This is a genomic window from Pseudarthrobacter sp. CCNWLW217 (genome assembly GCF_037203985.1).
Taxonomy (GTDB): Bacteria; Actinomycetota; Actinomycetes; order Actinomycetales; family Micrococcaceae; genus Arthrobacter.
Genome location: NZ_JBBCBT010000027.1, coordinates 13,379 through 29,550 on the forward strand (window position 1 = coordinate 13,379; position 16,172 = coordinate 29,550).

Annotated in this window: 14 protein-coding genes and 1 pseudogene; 4 read left to right on the top strand and 11 right to left on the bottom strand. The window is 68.3% G+C overall.

The features are described from left to right. Window positions 1-6 precede the first annotated feature (6 nt). Both rfaE2 (V9L18_RS20985) and V9L18_RS20990 read right to left on the bottom strand, forming a co-directional pair. Window positions 7-1,593 (bottom strand): D-glycero-beta-D-manno-heptose 1-phosphate adenylyltransferase, encoded by a 1,587-nt coding sequence (gene rfaE2, locus V9L18_RS20985; protein ID WP_337349083.1) that lies wholly within the window; start codon window positions 1,591-1,593, stop codon window positions 7-9. After that, window positions 1,590-3,101 carry an aldehyde dehydrogenase family protein gene (locus V9L18_RS20990; RefSeq protein ID WP_337349084.1) on the bottom strand — a complete coding sequence of 504 codons (1,512 nt, stop codon included), beginning with the start codon at window positions 3,099-3,101 and terminating at the stop codon, window positions 1,590-1,592. The genes rfaE2 (V9L18_RS20985) and V9L18_RS20990 overlap by 4 nt, the downstream gene beginning before the upstream one ends. Before the next feature lie 166 nt (window positions 3,102-3,267). Between V9L18_RS20990 and V9L18_RS20995 the strand changes: the two genes are divergently transcribed. Next, window positions 3,268-4,413 (top strand): glycosyltransferase family 9 protein, encoded by a 1,146-nt coding sequence (locus tag V9L18_RS20995; RefSeq protein WP_337349085.1) that lies wholly within the window; start codon window positions 3,268-3,270, stop codon window positions 4,411-4,413. Here the strand turns inward: V9L18_RS20995 and V9L18_RS21000 are convergent. Genes V9L18_RS21000 through V9L18_RS21030 form a run of 7 tightly spaced genes read right to left on the bottom strand, consistent with a single transcriptional unit; the run spans window position 4,410 to window position 11,247 of the window. Further along, window positions 4,410-5,111 carry an SDR family oxidoreductase gene (locus tag V9L18_RS21000; protein ID WP_337349086.1) on the bottom strand — a complete coding sequence of 234 codons (702 nt, stop codon included), beginning with the start codon at window positions 5,109-5,111 and terminating at the stop codon, window positions 4,410-4,412. The two genes, V9L18_RS20995 and V9L18_RS21000, sit on opposite strands and share 4 nt — an antisense overlap. Before the next feature lie 21 nt (window positions 5,112-5,132). Next, window positions 5,133-6,515, bottom strand: coding sequence for a D-glycero-beta-D-manno-heptose 1-phosphate adenylyltransferase (gene rfaE2 / locus V9L18_RS21005; RefSeq protein ID WP_337349087.1), 1,383 nt, complete (start codon window positions 6,513-6,515; stop codon window positions 5,133-5,135). After that, window positions 6,512-7,249, bottom strand: a complete 738-nt coding sequence (locus tag V9L18_RS21010; RefSeq protein ID WP_337349088.1) for a D-sedoheptulose-7-phosphate isomerase — start codon at window positions 7,247-7,249, stop codon at window positions 6,512-6,514. The genes rfaE2 (V9L18_RS21005) and V9L18_RS21010 overlap by 4 nt, the downstream gene beginning before the upstream one ends. Continuing rightward, entirely contained in the window at window positions 7,246-8,565 is a 1,320-nt protein-coding gene (locus V9L18_RS21015; protein ID WP_337349089.1) for a glycosyltransferase, read from the bottom strand. The genes V9L18_RS21010 and V9L18_RS21015 overlap by 4 nt, the downstream gene beginning before the upstream one ends. Continuing rightward, on the bottom strand, window positions 8,562-9,611 hold the full coding sequence (locus tag V9L18_RS21020; protein ID WP_337349090.1) for a glycosyltransferase: 1,050 nt from the start codon (window positions 9,609-9,611) through the stop codon (window positions 8,562-8,564). The genes V9L18_RS21015 and V9L18_RS21020 overlap by 4 nt, the downstream gene beginning before the upstream one ends. Then, window positions 9,611-10,711, bottom strand: coding sequence for a glycosyltransferase family 9 protein (locus tag V9L18_RS21025; protein WP_337349091.1), 1,101 nt, complete (start codon window positions 10,709-10,711; stop codon window positions 9,611-9,613). Before V9L18_RS21025 ends, V9L18_RS21020 begins: the two co-directional genes overlap by 1 nt. Next, window positions 10,711-11,247, bottom strand: a complete 537-nt coding sequence (locus V9L18_RS21030; RefSeq protein WP_337349092.1) for an HAD-IIIA family hydrolase — start codon at window positions 11,245-11,247, stop codon at window positions 10,711-10,713. Before V9L18_RS21030 ends, V9L18_RS21025 begins: the two co-directional genes overlap by 1 nt. Before the next feature lie 128 nt (window positions 11,248-11,375). Here V9L18_RS21030 and V9L18_RS21035 point away from each other — a divergent pair. Beyond that, window positions 11,376-12,311 (top strand): annotated as a pseudogene (locus V9L18_RS21035) (glycosyltransferase family 9 protein); the annotation flags it as partial. Here V9L18_RS21035 and V9L18_RS21040 read toward each other — a convergent pair. Then, window positions 12,197-13,108: a sigma-70 family RNA polymerase sigma factor gene (locus V9L18_RS21040; protein WP_337349093.1), complete on the bottom strand. Its 912-nt coding sequence runs from the start codon at window positions 13,106-13,108 to the stop codon at window positions 12,197-12,199. The pseudogene V9L18_RS21035 and the gene V9L18_RS21040 overlap by 115 nt on opposite strands. Before the next feature lie 146 nt (window positions 13,109-13,254). Between V9L18_RS21040 and V9L18_RS21045 the strand changes: the two genes are divergently transcribed. Next, window positions 13,255-14,292, top strand: a complete 1,038-nt coding sequence (locus tag V9L18_RS21045; protein WP_337349098.1) for an NAD-dependent epimerase/dehydratase family protein — start codon at window positions 13,255-13,257, stop codon at window positions 14,290-14,292. Window positions 14,293-14,302: 10 nt separating this feature from the next. On the opposite strand, the gene V9L18_RS21050 is transcribed toward V9L18_RS21045, so the two are convergent. Continuing rightward, window positions 14,303-14,854: a hypothetical protein gene (locus V9L18_RS21050; RefSeq protein ID WP_337349094.1), complete on the bottom strand. Its 552-nt coding sequence runs from the start codon at window positions 14,852-14,854 to the stop codon at window positions 14,303-14,305. A 185-nt stretch (window positions 14,855-15,039) separates the two neighbouring features. On the opposite strand from V9L18_RS21050, the gene V9L18_RS21055 reads away from it, so the two are divergent. Then, window positions 15,040-16,095 (top strand): hypothetical protein, encoded by a 1,056-nt coding sequence (locus V9L18_RS21055; RefSeq protein WP_337349095.1) that lies wholly within the window; start codon window positions 15,040-15,042, stop codon window positions 16,093-16,095. Window positions 16,096-16,172: the final 77 nt, after the last annotated feature.

Genomic DNA, 16,172 nt, shown 5'->3' on the forward strand with positions numbered 1-16,172 from the left:
GCGTCCCTACTGGACTTGCCTGGCTCCCTCGCCTGCCCTGATGCGTCTGACCACGGCCGTGGTGGAACGTTCGGCCACGTAGTCCAGGATGGCCACCCGACCGCCGCACTCTTCCACCGCACTGGCCTCCTCCAGCATGTCCGGCGTATAGTCACCGCCCTTGGCGTACACCTCGGGCTTGAGCCGCCGGATCAGCGGGCTGGCCGTGGGGGTGTCAAAGACCGTGACATAGTCCACGCAACTGAGCGCGGCAATGACTGCAGCCCTGTCCGCCTCGGTGTTGATGGGACGGTCCGGTCCTTTGAGCCTGCGCACTGAGGCATCGCTGTTCAGGGCCACCACCAGGATGTCGCCCAGCTGTTTGGCCTGGTTCAGGTAGCGCGTGTGGCCCTTGTGCAGCACGTCGAAGCAGCCGTTGGTAAGCACGATCCGCTGGCCCTGGGACCGGTGCGCCTCCAGCTCCAGGGCAAGTTCGTCGATGCCGAGGGCCGTGTCCGCGAAGCTCGCCAGGTACCGGCCCAATTGGGCGGTGCTGCACACCGACGTGCCCGGCTGGTGCACCACCACGTCCGCAGCGGCCTGGGCAAGGTCCAGGCTTGCCGTCAGCGGGAGGCCTGCCGAGTGGGCCAGGGTCAATGCCGCAACAAACGTGTCTCCGGCCCCGGAGGCCTGCTTCTCCGCAGCGGGCCTGGCCCAGGTCCGGTGAGTCCCGCCGTCGGCCGGGAACAGTACCGTTCCGTCCCGGTCCAGCGTCACCACCACCGCACGCGCCCCGGTGGCAGCGCACAAGGCATCGCGGTGCCGGGCCACGGCGGCCACCCGATCCGGACCTTCCGGCAGGCGCACGCCCAGCAGGCGGCTGGCCTCCTGGGCATTAGGCGTGGCGAGGTCCGGCCGCAACGGTGCCCAGGGACGGGGATCGTGCGCATCCACCACCGTCAAAGGCCGGGGATCCGCCGTTCGCCGGCCGCCTCCATGCGCGCCGTTCGGTTCCGCAGGCCCGCCGTGGTGTCCGGGCCCGCCCAGCGCCTCAATGAGGGCCTCGCGGACCGGGCCGGCCAGGACACCCGTCCCGTAATCGCACACCATCACCGCGTCCTGGTGCCCGCCGGCGGCACGCACCGATGCGGCGAGCGCCGCCAGCGCATCGGCCGGGACGGCTTTGGCTGAGTCGTCGATCCGCAGCATCACCTGGCCGCCGCTGCTGATCCGGATCTTCGTGGTGGTGACCATGTCCGGATGCGTGTGGAGATTCCGGACGTCAATCCCGGCATCCTGAAGCTTCCTCCGAAGCGTTGTCCCGGCGTCGTCCGTTCCGATGATGCCGGCCACCGACACCCTGGCCCCGAGCGCCGCGAGGTTCATGGCGGTGTTGGCTGCACCGCCCGGGACGAAGTCGCGGGTGGCCACGTCCACCACCGGGGCAGGCGCCTCCCGGCAGAGCCGCTCGATGGTTCCGCTCCACCAGCCGTCCAGCATCACGTCGCCGATCACCGTGATAGCCGGCCGTTCGGCGGCAAGGCGGCGGGGCAGCCATTCGGAGAGTCCCCGCTGGCTGGAGAGGTCGTCGGCGTCGGCGTGCAACGGGCTCATCGCTGGTCCTCTACAGATGGCGCCCGTTCCCGCAGGCCCCGTTCCACCAGTACCTGCTCGGCCGGCACGGGCTCCGTCAGCGGTTCGTCGGGCAGTTGGAGGGCGAACGGCGGTGGAGCTGCCACATGCACCACTTTCACCCGGGTGAACTCATCGAGCAGCTCGGGGCCGTAGCCAAAACCCTCGCCGCTGGCGCCCCGGGGCTGGGCCGAACCACCCGGCGCCCCGCCAAACACCTCGTTGATCTTCACGGTGCCCACCGGAAGAGCGGCAATGGCCTGCTGGACATGGGCGATACTCCCGGTCAGGACCGTGGCGGCCAGCCCATAACGGCCGCTGCCCGCGAGCCACAGCCCTTCGTCGAAACTGGGGACCACCTGGACGGCAGCCACAGGGCCAAAGGTTTCCTCCGTCATCACCTGCATGCTGTCGGTGCAGCCGAGCAGGACAGTCGCCGGGTAAAAGGCACCGGGCCCGTCCGGAATTGATCCGCCTTCCACGGCGTGGGCTCCCTGCTCCAGTGCCTCGGACACCTGGGCGTGGACGGTGCCACGCAGCCTGGTATCCACCAATGGAGCCACGGTCCCGTTGCTGTTGCGGAGCGCCGCTTCGGCTTCCAGCGCAGCGCAGAATTCGGACGCGATGGCCTCATGGACGTAGATCCGTTCCACCGATGTGCAGATCTGTCCGCTGTTGCTGAAGGCGCCGATGGCCGCCTGCTCGGCCGCCCACGCCGGATCAACGTCCCGGTCCACGAGCAGTGGATCGTTCCCGCCGTTTTCCCGGAGGACGTGGGCTCCGGACTGGACGGCTGCGTGGGCGATCCGCTCCCCGGATGCAGTGGAACCCACGTGGGCAATGACGTCGACGGCGGCCCGGGTCAGGGCTTCTCCCACCCCCGCCCCGCCGGACACAGTCAGCAGGACGCCCGGCGGAAAGGCCGGCGCCAGCACTTCCCCGAGGGCTTCACCGAGGCGTGGGCAGCGCTCGCTCGGCTTGTGCACCACAGTGTTGCCGGTGACCAAGGCTGCGCCAATCAGGCCGCACGCTACCGCTACGGGATCGTTCCAGGGGGTGAGGAGAACGGCAACGCCGCGGGGCTCGGCCACCGTGTAGTCCGAGGCGGTCCGGCTGCCCAGCAGGCTGTGTCCGCGGTGCACCGGGCCCAGCTCGGCGTATTGCTCCAGGGTTGAGACTCCGGCGGCTATCCCGGCCAGGGCTTCTTCGAGCGGGCGTCCGGTTTCACTGCTGTTGAGGCCCGCCAGTTCCTGCGCGGCGGCCTCGAGTGCCCGGGCAGCGGCACGGAGCGCGGCACCCCGCTCCGCCGGGGCGACGCCGGCCCACGGCCCGGCGGCGGTCCCGGCCACCTCGACGGCGTGACTCACTGCTTCGGGCGCGGCCTCAGGGACGGACCACAGGAACTCCCCGGTGCGCGGATCGCTGATAGCCAGTCCGGAGCCGTCAAGGGTCAGGTCAGGGGTGGTTGTGGGTGTGGCGGTCGTATGCATGGAACTCCTCCGTACGTACTTCTCCTTGGAGTCCCGTACCCCGGGGGCGGATGTTTACACGGTGGAATCAGGGCAGAATTGCGGCCCCTAGCCAGCTGGGCCGGGCGTCCGTAAGGTGGCAGCACGGCAGGCACAGGCATAGGTACAGGCACAGAAGGAGGGCAGCATGGATGAGACCGCCAGGGGCGTCGGGCCGGTGCTAGGCAAATTCCCCGGGGTCTCGCGGGTCGCAGTACTGCGCGGCGGCGGCCTGGGGGACCTGATGTTTGCCCTTCCTGCCGTCACCGCGTTGAAGAAGGCGTACCCGGGCTGCACCGTGACGCTCCTCGGGACACCGGTGCACGAATCCCTGCTCGCCGAAGTCCAGAGCGCGGTGGACGATGTCATGGTGCTGCCCTTCGCCGAAGGAGTGCGGCCCGGCACCGAGGACGCGTCCGCCGTCGACCGGTTTTTCCTCGACGCCCGCGCCCGGAAGTTCGACCTGGCGGTTCAGTTGCATGGCGGGGGACGGTTTTCCAACCCGTTCCTGTTGCGGCTGCAGGCCCGGCACACGGTGGGGTCCGCGACGCCGGATGCGGTCCCCCTCGAACGGACCCTGCCATACACCTACTACCAGCACGAGCCAATGCGCGCCCTGGAAGTTGCCGGCCTGGCAGGCGCTGCACCAGCGGCCCTTGAGGCACAGCTTGCGCCGCAGGAGAGGTTCGTGACACCGCTGCCTGATACCCTCGGCGCGGCGTTGCCAGCCGCCGGTACTCCCGTACTGGTGATCCATCCGGGCGCCAGCGATCCCCGCCGCCGCTGGCCGGTGTCCAGTTTCGGGGCGGTTGCCCGGGCAGCGTCCGACGACGGCTGCCGGGTCCTGGTGGTGGGCGACCGGAACGAAACCGGGCTGGCGGAAGCAGTGGTGACTGCCGCCGTCGGGCCTTCCGCCGGAACCGGTTCAGGCACCGCAGCGTCTGCGGTTTCCGTGTCCTCCGTGGCAGGGAAGCTGGGGCTTGGTGAGTTGGCCGCGCTGCTGGCCCGTGCCGATGTGGTGCTGGCCAATGACAGCGGACCGCGGCACCTCGCGCAGGCGCTCGGTACAGCCACAGTGGGGATCTACTGGGCGGGGAACGCCCTTACGTCCGCTCCCCTGGGCCGCGGCCGGCACCGGCTCCAACTCTCCTGGACAACGCACTGCCCCGTGTGCGCGGCAGACGTGACGCAGGTGGGCTGGACAGCGCCGCGCTGCCCGCATGACGAGTGCCTCGTGGCGGGTATCGGGCCGGCCGAGGTTTACCAGGACGTTCGGAGCCTCTTGGGAACTTAGGGCCAGGAACCCTCCTCGGCGTGGCAGATCAGCATCTCCCGCACCTCGCAGCCCTGCGGTTGGGAGAGCACAAACAGGATGGCTTGGGCCACGTTGGCCGGGCTGTTGAGCCGGGAGTCGTCCTGTGGTTTGTACTGCTCGGTCCGGTCATCAAAGAAGTGCGTATTCATGCCGCCGGGGATCATGGTGGTAACACCGATCCGGCCGCCGGTTTCAGCGGCGAGCGCGTGGCTGAAGCCCACCACGCCGAACTTGGAGGCGCAGTAGGCTGTGGCGTCGGCCACCGCGCGTTTTCCCAGCGTGGAGGCCACGGTGACCACCCTTCCCCGCGATTCCATCAGGTAGGGCAGCGCGGCGCGGACAACAGAGACTGTGCCCAGCAAATTGACGCCGATCACCTTCTCCCATTCGTCGGCGTCGACGTCCGCCAGCTTGCCGCAACGGTCGATGCCCGCGGCCGTGACCACTGCTTCAAGGCCGCCCAGGGACTCCGCGGCCTCCCGCACGGCCTGCTCCACGGCCAGGCGGTCTGCGACGTCAACTTCGAAGGCTTTCACTGCGGAGACAGTGCTGATGTCCCGGTCAAGGACCACCGGGGTTCCGCCCGCCTGCAGGACGGCGTCGACGACGGCGGCCCCCAGTCCGGAGGCCCCTCCGGTGACCAGGACGCGGCCAGGCCAGGGTGTCTCTGTGTTCATGGTGTTCCTTTCGGTTGAGTTTCAGCTGACCTTGCCCAAGGCTTCGGCCAGGCCCGTTGTGGAACGGGCCGGGTGGTAGGGGACCGTAACGCAGCGGCCGCCCCAACTTTCCACGAGTTCGGCCTCCGGCAGCCTGGCATTTTTGTAATCGCCGCCCTTCACCCAGATGTCCGGCCGCAGCCGCTCCAGGGCGGCCTCCGGGGTGTCCTCGTCGAAGATCATGACAGCGTCCACGCATTCCAGGGCCAGCAGCAGTTCGGCGCGGTCCTGTTGGTTCATGATGGGCCGTTGCTCACCCTTGAGCCGGTGGACGGACGCGTCCGAATTCAGGCAGACAACAAGGCAATCGCCCAGTTCACGGGCGGCCGTCAGCGATCTGACGTGCCCGGCGTGCAACAGGTCGAAGCAGCCGCCAGTGGCCACCACTTTGCCGCCGTTCTCCCGTACGCTGCGGGCCAGGAGCAGTGGTTCGGTGGTGCGGTGCCTGCGTTTGGCCGGTCCTGCCGGCTCCGGCAAGGACGCCACTCCCCCGGCAGCAAGGAAATCCGCGGCTTCATGGACGGCGAGAACGGCGGAGTCCTCCAGGTCCCGGCCAGCCAGAAGGTGCACTGCCAGGCTTGCGGCCAGCCGGTCCCCTGCCCCACAGGGATCTGCCGGCTCCACCCGGGGTGCCGGGACGGGACGCGGGACGCGGTCACGCTGCCGCAGCAGTGTTGCCCCGTGCTCGCCCGTGGTGACCAGGACAGCGCGGCTGCCCCACTGGTCCAGCAGTATGCCCGCCACCTTGGCCGCCCCATCGGCGGAGGCGGCTCCGGCGAACCCGTCGCCGGGGCTCCCAGCCGCTTTGTGGGCTTCAGCAAGGTTGGGAGTGACGACGGCGACCCCCGGCACGGGAGCGGCGCCCGCGGGGTGCGGATCCCACACTATGGGCACATCCTCGGCCAGCCTCGCCAGAAGCTCCCGGAGCTGCGGGTTGGCCGCCAAGCCACGGCCGTAGTCAGCGACAATGATGGCGCTGGCCTTTTCCACGGCCCGCAGCATGGCGGGCGTCACGTCCGGCACCGGGACCCTCCCACAGCCCTGGTCGAACCGGACCACGGGATGTGTTCCTGCCCGGACACGCGTCTTGACCGGCGTCGGGAAGCTGCTGGGACCGGCCGCCAGGCGCACGCCCGCGAGCGCCGCCTCCAACTGGCGCCCGGCGTCGTCATCCGCCAGCACCGTGACAAGGGTGACCGGCCAACCGTCGCCCGCCAGCATCCGGGCCACCAGACCGGCTCCTCCCGCCCGCCGCTTCACGCCGGTGACATCAACCACCGGCACGGGAGCGTCCGGGCTCAGCCGGGTGGCATCGCCGGACAGGTCAACGTCGAGGAGCACGTCCCCCACCACCACGATCCTCATGGTTCAACACCCCACTCCGCTTCCGTTCGTCCCTCCTGGAGACCCGTACTCCGCCGGCGCACCTCCAGGTCAAATGCCCGGCAGATGGCGTGCAGTGCAATCAGGTGGCCCTCCTGCGCGTTGGCGTTGAGGGCATCGATCGTCACTGCCTCATCGCAGGCGTCGGCCAGGGGATTTGGCCCCGGGCCGGTCAGCGCCCACGTGGTGACATTGAGGCGGGCGGCCGCTTCCACGGCGCGCAGCAGGTTGGGGCTTTGGCCGCTGGTGGAAAGCAGCAGCAGGACGTCCCCGGAACGGCCGTGGGCGCGGACCTGCCTGGCGAACACGTGTTCGTAGCCGTAATCGTTGGCGAGGGCAGTCAGCGCCGAGCTTTCGGCGTGCAGCGAGATGGCCGAGAACGGGGCGCGTTCGCCGTCGAACCTGCCCACCAGTTCAGCGGTCAGATGCTGGGCCTCGGCGGCCGAACCGCCGTTTCCGGCCGCCAGGAGCCGCTGGCCGCAGAGGAGGCGCTGCGCCAGCTCCACGCCCCAGGCCGCGAGACGGCCGGATTGGGCTCGGAGCGATTCCAGTGCCGGAACCACGTTGTCCAGGTGCGCTTGCACCGTGTGCAGCGATTCAGCGTCCGCGGACTCCGTGTCCGCTGCCTCCACCTCCAGCACTTCCAGTCCCGGCAAAGCGGCTGGAAAGGCGAGGGCCTGAATGTCGGCTTCGCGGATGGACCATTCGGCGGTCACAGCGCTGCCCCTTCCATTCCCAGGGTTGCAGGCAGCTCCGCCATGGCCAGCTGGTAGGCCTTCTCAGTTTCCGCGGCAACCCGGTCCCAGGAATACCGGGTCCGTGCACGGACCTGCCCGGCAGCCCCCATTTCTGCGCGGAGACCGGGGTTTGCCAACAGGATGGCCACCGCAGCGGCGATGGCCTCCGGATCCCGGGGCGGTACATGCAGTCCGGTACCGTGATCGAGGACGGTGTCCTGCAGCCCGCCCACTGCAGCCGCCACCACCGGCACTCCGCACGCCATGGCTTCCAATGGAACGATGCCGAACGGTTCGTACCAGGGCGTGCACACGACGGCGTCGGCGCTGCGGAAGATTCCGGGCATGTCGCCGCGCGGCACCTGACCACGCAAGGTCACTTGGTGCGCAACGCCCAGCCCTTCGGCGAGGTCCAGGAGGCGCCGCACTTCCGGATCGGCATGAAGTACCCCGGGCTCGGCGCCGCCGCCAACGATGAGGAGTTCGACGTCGTCGAATCCCGCCTCGGCCAGCTGCGGGAGCGCACGGATCACCAGGTCCACGCCCTTGCGGGGTACCAGCCGGCCAACCGAGAGGATCCGGTGGGTCCTGGGCCTCGGAGCGGGCGGACCGTCCGCGGAAAAGAGCCCCAGGTCCACCCCGCACGGGGCGATGGACACTTTTCCGGTGTCGATTCCCATTGCTTTGAGTTCGAACACTTCGTCGGAGCAGGTGGCAATGATCCTGTCCGCGGACCGGCCCACTGAGGGTTCCAGCCAGCGACGCTGCGGCGGGCTGGTGTCCTCGCTGCCTTGATGCCTGCGTTTGACGGTTCCGAGCGCGTGGAAGGTCTGGACGACCGGAATCCGGTACTCGGCATCATCCCTTCTGGCAGCCCGACCGGAAGTATCCCGTGGAGAAGTATCCCGTTCTGCCGAGTCCTGTCCGCCGATCCGCCCGACCGCTTCGAGGGCCGCGAGCCCTGACATCCAGAAGTGCCCATGCACCACGTCCGGCGGCAGCCGGCCCCAGTCCTTGGCCATGCCCGCCGCGAGGTCGTCCATGAACGGAAGCAGCTCATCTTTGGGCACATGGCAGGGGGGCCCGGCCTCCACATGCACCACTTCCAGCCGGGGCCCTGCCTGCACCCTCGCCGGCAGGTCGTCCGCGTCCCGCCGCGTGTACACGGTCACGCTGTGGCCGCGCCGGGCAAGGGCCTCTGACAGCGCGGCGACGTGGACGTTCTGCCCGCCGGCGTCCACCCCGCCCAGTGCGGCCAGCGGGCTGGCGTGTTCGGAAACCATCGAGATCTTCATGGGGTGTTCCTCTCTCGCGCCGGAATAAGGATCTGCTCGTCCAGACGTGTGGTGTGGGGGTGCCGCTTTCCGTTCGCGGCGGCCGGGGTGCGCAGGTCCGCGAGGACCTCATCCCAGCGGTTCAGAAACTTGGTGAGGCCATAGCGTTCCAGCGCCGCCTCCCGGGCGGCGAGGCCCCGCCGTCGCGCTTCTTCCGGGTCGGCGATCAGGCGGCGGGCGCAGCAGAGCAGTTCGCCGACGTCGGCGGACACCGCGCCGGCTTCCGGCGGCACCGCGCGCGGCGCCTCGGTGGCCGCCAGGGCCAGGACTGGCATGCCCAGGTGCATGGCCTCCAAAAGTGACAGGCCCAGGGACGTCCACCGCATGGGGTGCAGGTAGACCCGGCAGCGGGCCAGTTCGCGGTGCAGGTCACGGGTCCGGAGGTCCCCGCGGGCAGTCAGCCGGGAGTCCTCAACGCCGATGGCGCCGCCCAGGCCTTCCGTTTCCATGCCGAACACCTGCAGCGGAGCCACCGCGGCGAAAGCCGGAAGCAGGTCCGTCCCTGTCACCCGGCCCCGCCGGACCGGTTCGTTGACCACCACTCCGAGCTCCGGAAGCTCGCCGGTGTAGAGGACCCCGGGATCCGGGATGCCATGTTCGATGACCACTGTGGGAGCGCGGCCGCTGTCCCACGCCAGCCTGTTGAAATGAGTGACGTGAACCACGGCAATATCACCCTGATCGGCGAGCGGATGCCGGGTGAACGGGAAATCGCCCTTAGGGGTGTTGTGCTCCACGTAGACGGCCGGCAGCCCAACCCCCGGACGCCGTGCCAGGGCCCTGGCAACCTCGGCGACTTCCCCGGGCCTTTGAAGCACGACGGCGTCCACACCATCGGCGTCAAGGTCCGCCAACGTTACCTCCCGCACGGAATCGGGCCAGTCCCTGCCCGCGCGTCCCAGCCCCCACGGCCCGCCCTCCGGGAGGACCGGCAACAGGTACTCGTGGCGGCCGCGGACAAAAGCGTCGGTCCAGGACCCGTGCACATGCCACAGAAGGATCCTCATCAGCTTCGCGCCTTTCTGCGGGTACTGAGGTGCGTGCTGAAGGACGAAACTCCGCCGATCAGCCGCTCCACTGCCTGGACAACGTCCTCGGGTGAGACCGAACTCAAGCACGGGTGGCCAGGCACCGGGCAGACCCGCGCCCGCGTGAGCCGGCAGGGCGCGTCCTGATCGCCCAAAAGCTCCAGCGGGACGCCATACGGGGCCCATTGCACGGCCGGAACTACGGGGGCGAAGAGGCAGGCCACGGGCGTACCCACGGCTGCCGCGAGGTGCGCCGGCCCGGTGTTGCCCGTGACCACGGCGTCCGCCCCGGCCAGGACGCCGGCGAGCGTTGGCAGGTCCGTGCGGCCACCCAGGTCAAGGGCAGAAGGGCCGGCGACGGTAGCGGTCAGTGACGTTTCGGAGGGGCCGCCGGTCACCACAACACGGTGTCCTGCGCCTTCCAAAAGTTCGACGGCGGCGGCGTGGTGGAGGGGAGGCCAGGCCCTGGCGGGGACGGCGGCGCCGGGGTGCACCACCACGTAGCGGCCCTCCCCCACCAGGTCCGAGACGTCCGGCGGTGCTTTCACCCGCAGCTTCCCATCGTCCCCGGCCGGGAGCCGATGGCCGGCGGCGCGGGCGATGCCCAGGGCCCGTTCCGCCTCCGGTTGTTCCTCCGGGAAATCCTCGCCGGGCCGGAGCCTGACATCCAGGAGCGAGCCCGCATAGTCGGTTGATGCACCGGTGATGTGCTTCACGCCGCCCAGCCGCAGCAACAGGGCCAGCGGCAGCGGAGACTGGTGGAAAGACGTCAGGATCACGGCGTGGCTGATCCTGGAATCCTTGACGTAGTTGATCAGGCGTTCAGCATGCGGCCCCGTCATGGCGGGAGCCGGATTCATGATCCAGGGGCTGTCCCACGTGTAGATCTCAGTGACCCCGGGCAGCAGGGACGCTGCCGCTTCACCCTGGCGTCCGCACAGCATCACCACGTCATTGGGCTGTCCCCCGCCAGGCTGCCAGCTCCCTCGCTGCGGCCCATGGGCCACGGCGCGCACAGCCGGCCCCGCGAGCAGGACGTCACCGGCACTGTCCAGGCGTGCCACCAGGACCCGTGCCATCAGGCCAGCTCCAGCAGCAGGCGGACTGCTCCGGCCAAGTCCGGTGCCACCAGCCGCGCGCGGGATACTTCTTCCGGGCGGGTCAGCGGAGTGGGAACCAGCACACCCACGGCACCGGCGGCTTCGGCAGCCTCGACGTCTGCGCCGATGTCCCCGATCAGCGCTACCTCGGACGTTTCCAGGCCCAGTTTCCGGCAAGCGCTGTACACCATTCCGGGAGCTGGCTTGCGGCAGCCGCAACCGTCACCGTCCATATGTGGGCAGATCTCCCAGACGTCGAAAGGCCCCAAGAGCTGCTCCACCCTGGCGTTGACCTGATCCACCTGCGCCTGTACCAGCAGCCCCCGGCCCAGGCCGGACTGGTTGCTGACCACCCCCGTGGACAAGCCCTTCCGGCGGACGGAATCGAGGACGGCCTTGGCATCCGGCATCGGCCGGACCAGGGCCGGCTCGCCGTTGTAGGGCACATCGACCACCAGCGTGCCGTCCCTGTCGAAGAGGACAGCCCGGATCTGCGGAGTTTCGGAGCTTCCCATACCCACCTAGTTCCCCCCGGCCCAAGCTCCTAAACAGCCAAAGCCAATCTCAAGGGCCAACGTCCTTTCCGCGGGGCTAGACTCCTGTGACACGGCAGCGCCGCGGGTGCTGCAGGGGAGGTGGAGCAATGGCCATTCCGACGGCGGCACCTGGCGGCCGGCCGCAGCTGCTGGTGCTGCGCGCACTCGCCCTGGGTGATCTCCTCGTGGCCGTGCCCGCCCTGCATGCCTTGCGTAAGGCTTTCCCGGAGCATCGCCTGCTGTACGCGGCCCCGGAGTGGCTCGCCGGCGCCGTCGGGCTGGTGGGCGGATTCGAGCTTCTCCCGATGGCCAGCTTGGAGGCCCCCCTTCCCTTCAAAGCCGGCGATGTGGACGTCGCCGTGAACCTTCATGGCAAAGGTCCGCAGAGCAGCGAAGTGGTGCACGCCCTCGGCGCCCGGACGGTCCTGCAGCACAGGGGACCCTACGGCGACGGACCCGAATGGATCGAGGACATGCATGAGCGGGAGCGCTGGACGCGCCTGCTGCAATGGCATGGAATCGCCGCCAACCCCCTGGAATGCGGACTGCTTCCGCCGCCTGTGCCGACCAGCTTTCCAGGTGCCACGGTGATCCACGTGGGAGCCGCCTTTGCAAGCAGGCTTTGGCCGGCGGACCGGTTCGCCCAGGTGGCCAGGCATTTATCAGCAGGCGGCCATCAGGTGGTGCTTACCGGCAGTGCGCCAGAGCGGGAGCGGGCACTTGAGGTCTGCCGGCTGGCGGGGCTTCCCGAAACTGCTGTTGTGGCAGGCGGCCTGGACCTGCCGGCTTTTGCCGCCTGCGTGGCCGGCGCGCGGCTGGTGATTTCGGCCGACACCGGCGCTGCCCACCTGGCATCCGCCTACGCACGGCCCTCGATTGTGCTTTTCGGGCCGGTAGGACCAGAACGGTGGGGGCCGCCTTCGGGGCCTCACGTGGTTTTGACCCGCGCGGAACTGCGGCGTGGAGACCCTTTCGCTGACCGTCCGGATCCCGCCCTCCTCGCTGTCTCCGCCGGTGACGTGCTGGCAGCGGCGGAAAGGCTCGAATCCACATAGCTGCTTTCCTGCAACCTTCTCTGCAGCGCCACCAGGACACGGGCAAGCCGACGGGACACCTGCATCTGGGACATCCCAAGCCGCTCCCCCAGTTGGACCTGGGTCTCTTCGCAGAAGTACCGCCGGTACAGCAATTCGCGGTCCGCAGCATCAAGATCGGCCATGGCCTCCCGCAGGCAGGCCAGTTCCTCCAGACGCTCAAGCGGCGCGTCCGAAGTAGCCAGGATTTCAGCGATCGGCTGTGAATCGTTGTGCGGGTTGACGGCGTCGAGTGAGTCCGGGTGCATGCTGGACGAGGCACAGATCGCTTCCAGTACGTCGCTGGGTTCCGCCCCGAGTTCCTCCGCGAGTTCGGGGATGCTGGGTGTCCGGCCGAGCGACTGGGCGAGGTCGGGCTCCACGCGGTATAGGCGCGTCCGGAGGTCCTGGATGTGGCGTGGCGGCCGAACCACCCAGCTGCGGTCGCGGAGGTACCGTTTCAGCTCGCCGCTGATGGTGGGGGCAGCGTACGCCGGGAAGCTGTCGCCTTTGGCCTGGTCGAAACCCCTCGCTGCTTTGACCAGGCCTAGGTACGCAACCTGGTTCAGGTCGGCACGCTCCCGGCCCCTGGCATCGAAGCGGGCGGCCAGCGCCTCCGCGAGGTCCAGGTACTTCACGACGAGGTCGTTTTCGAAGGTCTCACGGAGTTGTCCGCCCTTCGATGTTGCCCCTTGCGGGCTTCGCTGCACTGGTGGCGGCGGAAAAACGGGTTGTTCCAAGGCAACTGCGTTGAGAAAATCGGGCATTGTCGTGGGTTCCCTCGGTCTGGGTCCGAAAGCCTGCGGCAAGACTTAGAAGTAGGAAATCATAAGGCTGCTTATTAAACAATGCTTCCGGATATAGGCTCGATGTGCAGGCCGAGCCAGCCATCCACACGAAGGGAGAACTCTCGATGCGAATTGCCGTCACCGGAGCCAGCGGCAATGTGGGGACCGCGCTCCTGCGGAATCTCCAAGGCCAACTGGAAACAAAGCCCGGAACACTGGAACTCGTCGGCATCAGCCGCAGGCTTCCCAACACCGCACGGGCACCCTACAGGGGCGTGGAGTGGCACACTCTCGACATCGGCGTGGATGCCGATCTTCCGCTGCTTCGCACAGCACTGGCGGGTGTGGATGCGGTGGTTCACCTGGCCTGGCAAATCCAGCCAAACCGGGACTTGGAGCAGTTGCACCGGACAAACGTCACCGGGACGGCCCATGTCCTGGAGGCCGCCGGACAGGCAGGCGTGGGGCAGATCGTATGTGCCTCATCGGTGGGCGCCTACAGCAAGGCTCCCAAAGACCGCAGGACGGACGAGTCGTGGCCTGCCACCGGGATACCAGGTTCGCACTACAGCAGGCATAAGGCCGAACAGGAGCGCCTGCTTGATCAGTTTGAGGCCGTACATCCCGGGATCAAGGTGGCCCGGCTTCGGCCCGGCCTCACTTTCCAGCGGAACGCCGGCAGCCAGATCGGTGGCTATTTCCTGGGTCCGCTGATTCCGCGGCTGCTTCCGCGGCGGTTGAAGGTTCCCATCCTGCCGGCCCCGGACGACCTGATCTTCCAGGCCGTCCATGCAGACGACGTCGCTGAGGCGTATTGGCGCGTGCTGGACCGACGCGAGTCCGGGGCCTTCAACATCGCCGCCGAACCCGTCGTCACGCCGCAGGAATTGGCCAGGCTGGTGCACGCGCGCAGGATCCTGCCCATCCCCATGTCCCTGCTCCATGGCGTGGCCGCGCTGACCTGGAAGCTTCGAATCCAGCCCACGGACGCAGGATGGATTGATATGGCCTCCGGCGCCCCGGTCATGGACACCGGACGGGCGCGCCGGCTGCTCGATTGGGAGCCCAAGACCTCTTCTGTCGACGCGATCGCGCAAGTGCTGGACGGCATGGCAACGGGGGAGGGAGTTGCTCCCTCCCCCGCACTGAAGCCACGGGACTAGCTACCCGGAACTAGATCCCCGAACGCGGATTTTCGCGGTCTGCGTTTGCCTCGTCCCTGCGGATTTCCTCCCTACGGGCCGCGTCGGCGCCAGCCACGTCGGTCCGGGCGTCGCCGGTGCGGGGAGCCGCCGTGCGCGCATCATCAGCGCGCGCGTCGGCGGGGCGAGAATCGGCAGCGCGGGCGTCATTCCTTGGTGCCTCACCGGCCATGCGCGTATCAACGTCAGGGTCGACGGCGTCGGCCTTGCGCGTGTGATCTGCCACGTCATTCCGGAGGGATTGTGCGTCAGCGGCCCGCTTCTCCGCTTCCTGGCGCAGCCTTGCCGCTTCCACCTGGGCCTGCTCGGCGTCGGCCCTGGCACGCGTAGCCCGGGCCTCGTTTTCGCGGGCGTCCAGTTCAATGTCCTCGGCCTTGCGACGGATCTCTGCCGCCTTTTCACGGTGCGATTCGTCCCGTTTTTGCTGGATTGCCTTGCGGCGCTGCCCCGTGACCAGAACTAGCACAACAAGCACCACCACAACGATTGCAATGACCACCCAAACCCATGGTTCCACCGCCACCCACCTCTTCCTACGTAGTTACCTCAGCCCCGGCGGATACCTCGTCAGACAGGGTTGCCGGAACATGCATAAAACTTAATTACCAAGGGTACTTACCTTATGTTAGTAATCATGCTTACTATTTTACGGCCAGTATCGCTGGTTCTTGATCAACAACCGGCCTTCTTGGAAAGAGAGAGCAAAAGATGACAGAGAACCAATGGCCCGAGGACACAACCAACACCGTCCCCCCGGCCAATCCAATGAGCACTGGAGAGCGGAGCGCCACCACCTTCCCATCCGCTGCGCAGCCCACTCCCCCAACGGGCAACGCCTATCCCGCCTCTGGCGATGCCGCCGGAACGTCCCGCAAGGATGCTGTGAAGGACGAGGCGAGTGACGTCGCCCGCACCGCGAAAGACTCTGCGCAGAACGTGGCTGAGACGGCAAAGGCTGAGGCCGCCAACGTGGCCTCCGAGGTCAAATCCAACGCCAAGGACCTCCTCTACCAGGCCCGCTCCGACCTCACCCAGCAGGCCGGGACCCAGCAGCAGAAAGTCGCCGATGGACTCCGTTCCATCTCGGATGAACTGCATGCCATGGCGCGGGCCTCAGACCAGCCGGGAGTCGCCAGCGATCTGGTCCGCCAGGTTGCTGAACGCTCCACGTCCATGGCGTCATGGCTGGACGGCAGGGATCCGGGATCACTCCTGAACGAAGTCAAATCCTTCGCCCGGCAGCGTCCCGGCACTTTCCTGCTTCTTGCAGCAGGCGCCGGAGTCCTCGCAGGCAGGCTCACGCGCAGCCTGAGTGCTGGCGCACCGGAGTCAGGCACGACGCCGGCACGCAGCACCGGCGGCTACGGCACCGGTGAATACAGCTCGGGGGCAAACGGCTCACCCAGCCCCTACGGCAGCCAGTACGGCGCCGAAAGCTACAGCGGCGGCCCGGGTGGCTACACCCCGTCCGGCGGTGCAGTTCCGCCGCCACCGGTCCAGGTTCCCGGACCGGCCACCACAACGGCAGGGCTCGACGGCGGGGCTCCCGGTACAGCCGGACAATACAGCCCGGCCGGCCACAGCTATCCCGGTGCCTCCACAACGGCCAGCCCGCTGGACAGCCCGCAACTCGTGGAAGAGCCGTGGTCAGGCAACCAGCTCGCCGACGATCCCCTCCGGGATCGGGACCTTGCCGATGACCCCATGGGCAACGACCCCCGCACTAAGGACCGTTCCACGGACGGCCAGACTGGCAGGCCGTGATGAGCAGCCAGATGCCGGAGACTCCTGCGTCAGCGGCGCATGCGAAGGCGGATAACACGTCCCTGGGTGACCTGCTT

What these genes read in the sequence shown, in the direction of transcription:
- V9L18_RS21030 (WP_337349092.1), bottom strand. Translation starts at nt 11,247, where the DNA reads ATGGGAAGCTCCGAAACTCCGCAGATCCGGGCTGTCCTCTTCGACAGG.
- rfaE2 (WP_337349083.1), bottom strand. Translation starts at nt 1,593, where the DNA reads ATGAGCCCGTTGCACGCCGACGCCGACGACCTCTCCAGCCAGCGGGGA.
- V9L18_RS21025 (WP_337349091.1), bottom strand. Translation starts at nt 10,711, where the DNA reads ATGGCACGGGTCCTGGTGGCACGCCTGGACAGTGCCGGTGACGTCCTG.
- V9L18_RS20995 (WP_337349085.1), top strand. Translation starts at nt 3,268, where the DNA reads ATGGATGAGACCGCCAGGGGCGTCGGGCCGGTGCTAGGCAAATTCCCC.
- V9L18_RS20990 (WP_337349084.1), bottom strand. Translation starts at nt 3,101, where the DNA reads ATGCATACGACCGCCACACCCACAACCACCCCTGACCTGACCCTTGAC.
- V9L18_RS21020 (WP_337349090.1), bottom strand. Translation starts at nt 9,611, where the DNA reads ATGAGGATCCTTCTGTGGCATGTGCACGGGTCCTGGACCGACGCTTTT.
- V9L18_RS21015 (WP_337349089.1), bottom strand. Translation starts at nt 8,565, where the DNA reads ATGAAGATCTCGATGGTTTCCGAACACGCCAGCCCGCTGGCCGCACTG.
- V9L18_RS21045 (WP_337349098.1), top strand. Translation starts at nt 13,255, where the DNA reads ATGCGAATTGCCGTCACCGGAGCCAGCGGCAATGTGGGGACCGCGCTC.
- rfaE2 (WP_337349087.1), bottom strand. Translation starts at nt 6,515, where the DNA reads ATGAGGATCGTGGTGGTGGGGGACGTGCTCCTCGACGTTGACCTGTCC.
- V9L18_RS21000 (WP_337349086.1), bottom strand. Translation starts at nt 5,111, where the DNA reads ATGAACACAGAGACACCCTGGCCTGGCCGCGTCCTGGTCACCGGAGGG.
- V9L18_RS21040 (WP_337349093.1), bottom strand. Translation starts at nt 13,108, where the DNA reads ATGCCCGATTTTCTCAACGCAGTTGCCTTGGAACAACCCGTTTTTCCG.
- V9L18_RS21055 (WP_337349095.1), top strand. Translation starts at nt 15,040, where the DNA reads ATGACAGAGAACCAATGGCCCGAGGACACAACCAACACCGTCCCCCCG.